Below are 6,697 nucleotides of genomic sequence, written 5' to 3'. Positions count from 1 at the left end.
AATTCCCCTGTCAACAGGATTTGAGACGCGCTAACCCTGTGGCTGTAGGGGAGGTGAGGATGAAACTTTTACCTTTTCTAATTGCTTGTAAGGCTTTGATTTGATGGGAGTAAAGTTGGGTGATACCTAATGATTGTAGGGCGTTGATTAATTGTTTTGGTAGGTCTTGGGGGATGGTTTTGAGGTTGGGTTCGGTGGCGGGAATTGTTTGTTGATAGAGTATTTCTTCTGCTAGAAATTCGGCGATTTCTGTTGGTTCTGGGGGATGGTGATTTGAGGGGGAATTTTCGGCAATGGGTGTGGTAGGTGGTGTCCAAAGGCTTTGTAGTAATAAGCTGTAGTTGGGCGTGTTCATGGTGGTGTTTTTTGAACTTTGCCCTCATAAATCCCCCATTGGGGGAAGATGTTAAATTATAATAAAATCTGAGAGTGACTATAAAATTTAAACTCCATTGCTGACAGTTAGGTTTGACTTGATTTTTTCTTCTAGAAATCGCTTTCTTTCTGGATCTAAGGAGTTTTTATTTTCATACTGTTGCTGCAATTCTTGTTTTTGCTCTTTCAATCGTCTAAAAGATGTGTCAAAGTCTGAGAACTTTACAAAATCTCTATTTTCAGAAATAGCATGGATTAGCGAATACAAAATAGCATTTTTTATCTCTCTTCCTGAGAAACCATCTGAAATTTCCACTAAGGTTTGAATATCTTCATTCTGAAGAGGGATACTATTTTTAAAAGGTACATTCAATGGGATTGATTTTAAAAGAATTTTTGTTCTATTTTCAGAATTAGGAAGATCAAATTTTAAGTGTTTAAATATACGCGATTCAAAAGCACGATCATAGTTTTTTATTAAATTTGTGGCAAAAATAACAACTCCTTCAAAATTATCTAATAGGATTAGCATTTGACTTCGTAAGGAGTTAATAGCTTGATCTGAACCAGAAGATACATTAGTAATTCTTTTACCCAAAAAAGAGTCAGCCTCATCAAAGAAAAGTAACGCTTTTTCTTTTGATGCTGTTTCAAAAGCCCGAACAAGATTTTTGGGAGCATCGCCAACAAATTTTGATTCTACTTCAGCATAATTTAAGGCTAATATTTTGCAATTCAACTCATTGGCTATAGCATGAGCCGTCATAGTTTTACCTGTTCCAGGTTCACCATAAAAGTTTATGATGGCTCTCGGCTCTGGATCAATCTTATTAAAGCCCCATTGTTCATAAATTAGGTGTTTGTGTTTTAGTATGAGCAGAGTTGTATTGATTTCAGATAACAAATCTTCATTCAGAATTACTTGTTCCATTCTATATTTAGGCTCGATAGGATAAAAAAAGGCTAAACCCTCTTCATTTTTTTCTTCTTTCAAACCTTTAATATCTATTTCGTCAATACTTTTGTTATAAACAATAACAAAATTTAATCTCTCTATGCCACTTTGTGGAAAAAACTTATATTTTTTTAGTAATAAATCTAGATTAGCCCGAAAAACAGAATTTTTTAAATCCTGCTGTTCTGAAACAAGCTTTGGATAATAGGTAAAGCAATATAGTTTGTCATTATAAACTATAGGATTAGAGATTGTAAGTTTTTTATTATAAATCAATGCAACTGCAATATTTTCTATTCCACCATTTGGAATAAAATCATAGCTTTGAAGTAATGACTCCAACTCAGAAATAAACTTTTCATTTTCTTGCTGTTGCTCGCTAGAAACAAGTTTGGGGAAATTAAAAAGCTTCATATCCAATTTTTTGCTCTTCATAAGTTATATTATTTGTTAGTAAAAACAGTTCTTTCTTACTGGTTATGCCAAACTATTAAATATCAGAAGTTCTTTGAAAGATAAAGTCAAAAAACAAAACCATTGAGCCTAAAATATGAATAAATAACTCAGTTTTTTATTGTGTGTGAAGAGTTTAATATTTCAGTATTTCACTTCTGATGAACAATATTTAGCATAACAAGTAACGGACAAACAGCTTTCGCTTGTCTTGATTTACTTCATCTGATGAAAGCAAGCTATCACAAAATTTTATGTGAGTTTTATCATGTCTTTATCATTAAATTGTTGTTTAGTATTCGCATCTAGTTCCTCAGTTTCAATAATTAGAGTCTCATTTTCAATGATAGAATCACTATCTTGATCATAGAGACAATTAATAACATTGAAATTTCCATTTTCTAAGTTTTCTTTTATAGCAACAGCTATTATGGAATTATTCTCTTCTATCTTTTTAAGACGTTCTGGTTCTTGAAACCACGATCTTATGTTTCTAATAAAATTTAAGATTTTCACGAAAATTCGCTTAATAAAATCCCATACTTCTTTTAAAGCTTGTTTAATCGAATCAATTAAGTTCATTTATCTACCTCCAATGATAAACTGTTTACTTTTTTTGAGCTATTGCTACCAGCTTTTAACGAGAAAAAGGCAAAATAAGCATACCTTTAGCATCAAATTTGTTTTCTAAATCTTGAGACACCCTAACTGTTTTAACAATTAGCTGAGGATAATCACTGTTTAATAATGGTTGGTTATTAGCATCAAGAAAACAATGTGTTAATTTTAATCTGCTATCAGATAATTCTTCCTTTAGTAAACATCCCTTAACCTTTTCAAAAGATTTTTTGGAAGTGGATTTTTTGGATTGGAACCATTTGATTGATTCTTCCAAAGAGTAAATTTCATAATCCCTTTCCTCCGTTGCTGCAATCACCTTTTTTTTATTCTTGATGAAAGCAAAAACTGTCAAGAATATAATTATAATTACCGTTCCCAATAAAAAATTAAGGAACATTGGAGATGCAAAGATTTCTTTCATCGTGGTAACTGCTTGTGTATCATTTTTAGCAGTATTAGCAAGTAACATTTTTTACCATCCTTGTTTTATCTAAAAACTAACATACTCTTATTAGCAAACTGGTCTTGTAAAGCTTTGTCCATTTTTAAAGTATAAACAATTCGGTGTGGATAATTACCATCTAACAGTGGAGTATTATCCTGACGAGCAATAAAGCACTGGTGTAATACATAAGCATTTCCTTGATGTTGTTTTAATAAACATCCTTCCGCAATAATTTGATTTGGAAGATTTATTTTAAACCATTTAATGGCCTCTTCAAGAGAATATTCTGCACAGTGTTTTTCCTCATAATTCCAGGCATATTTAATTGCTGTCCGAATGTTCTCAGGTTCACTATAAATAGCCATCCTATTATTCACATAACTGATTATTTCTTCTAAATTAATCTCCGCAACATCTTTTGTTCCCTTAATAATACTGTCTATAATCTCTTTAAGATAGGGTTTAATTTGTTCTATGGTGCTTTCTATATCGTTCATGATTGACAGCCTCCTTATTTTTGATTGATTAAATAAACGTTTATACACATTCAAATTCTAATTACGTCTATACTAACTACCATGACTATCTGATACAAGTCAAGCAAAAATTATATAATTTTTTCTTATATATACAATAGAAGTTACAAACTGTACAAATATACCATGATGTGAATGAATGAAATTCCGTTTTTTCAGGCTTTTGGTGATAAACTGGAGTTTAGTATATAGTTAGGTATATTTTATACTCAAACTTTAGTAACTTTAAATAAAATAGTGACCGTCAAAACATCCTTAAAAAATCATGTTTGAATGCCTAAAACCCAGAAGTGTTTAATGTTAAAATTTTCACAAATTAACCAACTGAATTTGGATTTTAGACAGACATTAAACATCCAATCCAAAATCCAAAATTCTCCCTCAACTTCCTCCTAATTAAACCACCTGAAACAACCTACAAACACCAAGAATCACCACCAATAAATCCCTACCATCAGCACCCCTCTTAATAGACATCTCTACATCCAAAATCATAGTCACCGCTTGAGCCAAAGCATTGATACTTGTATTCGCTACCTCCTGACGCAAATAGTAAATACGATGAGGATTACTGATATTACAAAGTTGAGCTAATTCACTATCCTTCTTCACCCCAGAAACCATCGCAGATTTCACCCATAACCAAGTTCTAAACTGCGTTAAAAGAGTGCTGACAATCACCATTAAAGGTTGAGAACGAGACAGTAAATCATCCAACAACTGCAAAACTTGATGGCTTTTTCCTTCACGCATAGCCGCAGCCAATTGTAGGCTATTCTGAGTTTGACATGGAACTAACTCCTGTACCTCCGCAAGCTCTAACTTTCTCCCCTGAGCATAGATATCCAGTTTGCGTAACTCAGAAGCAGCACGGGTCATATCATTACCAATAGCCTGTGCTAAATATGCCACCGCCTCCTCTGACAGCAGCAGTTTAATTTTCTTAGCTGTAACAGCATTATCTGTAGTGTTCGTGTAGAGTTTTGCAGCCAGCGAAACTATCGCCTGTTCAATCAAATCATACCGCCAAGGTGGTATCAACGAAAACTCAAACAACTTGCCATACTTGACCAGATGCTTGTAAACCTTTAACCGCTTATCTACATTATTAGCCACAAACACCAAAATAGTCGAATTAGGCACTTGCACCAACTGTTGCAAAGTCTCCAACTCCGTATCACCCCACTGCTTGAGGTGGCAATTTTCCACAATTACCAGTTTTTTACCACCAGTCAGGGAACGAGTACGAGCCACACTCAAAGCTTTGTCAAGCTGAACAGCCGGAAATCGGTGATAGCATAGAGTCAGCCATTGAGCATCAATCTCTGCCTTGTACTGGTTTAGCTGTTCTTGAATCGCGTATTCATCATCCCCCGTGAGCAAGACAATCATCCTCTTACCCTCCCATTATTACTGAGATTGGCAGTTTTAATCAACACAGTTAGGGGTTTTGGACTTTGGGTAGCTCGTTGCAGCATTTTAGCGATCGCCTCCTTGCTATTCTCAAACTTTTGCAGGTAAGCTGGTGTTACCTCTAAAATTGCCTTCGACCCTTGCAATTTCACCAGATTTGCATGAGCCAATAGCTTTTGATGGTTGGGTTTCGCCTTATCCATCACCTGCTGCCAAATTTGCGCTAAATTAGCAGTATTAGAAGCATTAGCGGTATTGGTTGCAACTGCTGGTAACAAGCTATCTTTACCTGGATCATCCACAGGTTTATCAGTTACCTTGTTGATGGTGTACGTGCCATAATTTGGTAACAATTTGCCATCATGCCCAGGTTTCACATTTATCGTCTTCGTTGCACCCCCAGGCAATAAAGCAGGCAGCAAATTGAGTAAACAAACCTCTAGCCACACCGCCGCATTGACCGTATATCGCAGATAATTTTCAGCTTTTTGTAACTCTGCTAAAGACAAATTCAGTGTCTCGAAATTCCAGTGTTTGGCAAAAGCTTTGAGTTGAGTATAACTAACACAACCAGTTAGTAAAGCTTGTTCCTGCGGTGCAGACTTGATAATCAGCAAATCTCGGTATGTTTGCAGTAAATTTGAGATAATCAATTTGGGCGTTTTCCCAGAGTCTACCAAAACTCTAGCGACTTGCAGCAAATTAAAAGTGTTGTTGGTAGAGATAGCCTGTAAAATAGCGATTAGCTCTGCTTCTGTGACACCACCAACGATTTCCATGACATGATGGGCAGTGATATCTACATCTAAAAGACTGGCTTGACCGAGTAATTGTAGCGCATCCCGTAAACCACCATCACTCAGTCGAGCGATCGCACTTAATCCCTCATCATCAACAGAAATAGATTCCGCATCTGCTATAATACGGAGATGCTGCACAATTGTTTGAATTGATAAAGTACGGAAATTAAACACCTGACAACGACTGACAATCGTAGGTAAAACCTTGTGCTGTTCTGTGGTGCAGAGAATGAAAACCACATGAGGTGGTGGTTCTTCAATACACTTGAGTAAAGCATTGAAGGCATTGCCGGTTAAACAGTGACATTCATCAAGAATAAAAATTCGATAACGTCCGGCTATTGGTGCTAAAGTACAGCGTTCAATTAAAGCACGGGCATCATCCACACCATTATTAGAAGCAGCATCAATTTCACTCACATCTAAACTATTGCTACTTTCAATTGAACGACAAGATTGACAAATTCCACAAGGTTTATCAGTTGGTTTTTTAGTATTGAGGCAATTCAGAGATTTTGCAAATATGCGTGCAGTTGAAGTTTTACCTGTACCTCTAGAACCTGTTAATAAATAAGCTGGGGCAATTTGCAGGTGTTTGATAGCATTAGTTAGAGCAGTTTTAATGTACGGTTGTCCAACCAATTCGGCTAAAGTTTGGGGGCGATATTTTTGATGTAGAGCGACTGTAGACATAGGATTTATTCATCTTAATTCGTCGCTCTTGCCCCTGTTAAGGGGGTGAAATTTTAGTTAAAATTTATAGATTATTTTAGATTGATGAGGTACAGCAAAAAAAAGTTACAAAGTTGTTTTGTCAACTAATATAATTTAACATATTTTTGTTATAAATCAACAAACATTCAAATCTTACATAAGATTTTAGCTGACAGAATAGTAAAAATAACTTGTACAAAATTGATACGATCAGAAACAGATAACTATTAACATAAAACAGATTAAATGTCTTTTACCATAAATCTTTGTTAATAAAATTTGTTCCTCATTTACCTCAAATATGCTGTATTATTTAAACCTTATTAAACTTAGTCAACTGTACTGATGAAGAAGTTTAACAAAGAATTTGACAATTTAATTTAGT

At 34.9% G+C, this 6,697-nt stretch carries 7 protein-coding genes; all 7 read right to left on the bottom strand.

Features of this window, described 5'->3' with window-relative positions:
* Positions 1-10: 10 nt before the first annotated feature.
* The 7 genes from A9Y75_RS24390 to dnaX all read right to left on the bottom strand — a co-directional run bounded on the left by A9Y75_RS24390 (position 11) and on the right by dnaX (position 6,291).
* Complete coding sequence (locus tag A9Y75_RS24390; protein WP_071192252.1) at positions 11-355, bottom strand: hypothetical protein; 345 nt, start codon at positions 353-355, stop codon at positions 11-13.
* 87 nt (positions 356-442) lie between these two features.
* Positions 443-1,765, bottom strand: a complete 1,323-nt coding sequence (locus A9Y75_RS24385) for an AAA family ATPase (RefSeq protein ID WP_083389739.1) — start codon at positions 1,763-1,765, stop codon at positions 443-445.
* A 270-nt stretch (positions 1,766-2,035) separates the two neighbouring features.
* The gene (locus A9Y75_RS24380) at positions 2,036-2,365 is read right to left on the bottom strand and encodes a hypothetical protein (protein WP_071192248.1); all 330 of its coding nucleotides are present in this window, start codon (positions 2,363-2,365) and stop codon (positions 2,036-2,038) included.
* A gap of 55 nt (positions 2,366-2,420) precedes the next feature.
* Positions 2,421-2,873, bottom strand: a complete 453-nt coding sequence (locus A9Y75_RS24375; RefSeq protein ID WP_071192246.1) for a hypothetical protein — start codon at positions 2,871-2,873, stop codon at positions 2,421-2,423.
* Between the two features lie 17 nt (positions 2,874-2,890).
* Positions 2,891-3,346, bottom strand: a complete 456-nt coding sequence (locus A9Y75_RS24370) for a hypothetical protein (RefSeq protein ID WP_071192244.1) — start codon at positions 3,344-3,346, stop codon at positions 2,891-2,893.
* 435 nt (positions 3,347-3,781) lie between these two features.
* Positions 3,782-4,777: a DNA polymerase III subunit delta gene (holA, locus tag A9Y75_RS24365; protein ID WP_071192242.1), complete on the bottom strand. Its 996-nt coding sequence runs from the start codon at positions 4,775-4,777 to the stop codon at positions 3,782-3,784.
* Positions 4,774-6,291: a DNA polymerase III subunit gamma/tau gene (gene dnaX, locus A9Y75_RS24360; protein ID WP_071192240.1), complete on the bottom strand. Its 1,518-nt coding sequence runs from the start codon at positions 6,289-6,291 to the stop codon at positions 4,774-4,776. The genes holA and dnaX overlap by 4 nt, the downstream gene beginning before the upstream one ends.
* Positions 6,292-6,697: the final 406 nt, after the last annotated feature.

Source organism: Trichormus sp. NMC-1, from assembly GCF_001858025.1.
Taxonomy (GTDB): domain Bacteria; phylum Cyanobacteriota; class Cyanobacteriia; order Cyanobacteriales; family Nostocaceae; genus Anabaena.
The sequence above is the reverse complement of the archived record's forward strand: the minus strand, read 5'-3'. Positions and strand labels throughout refer to the sequence as shown.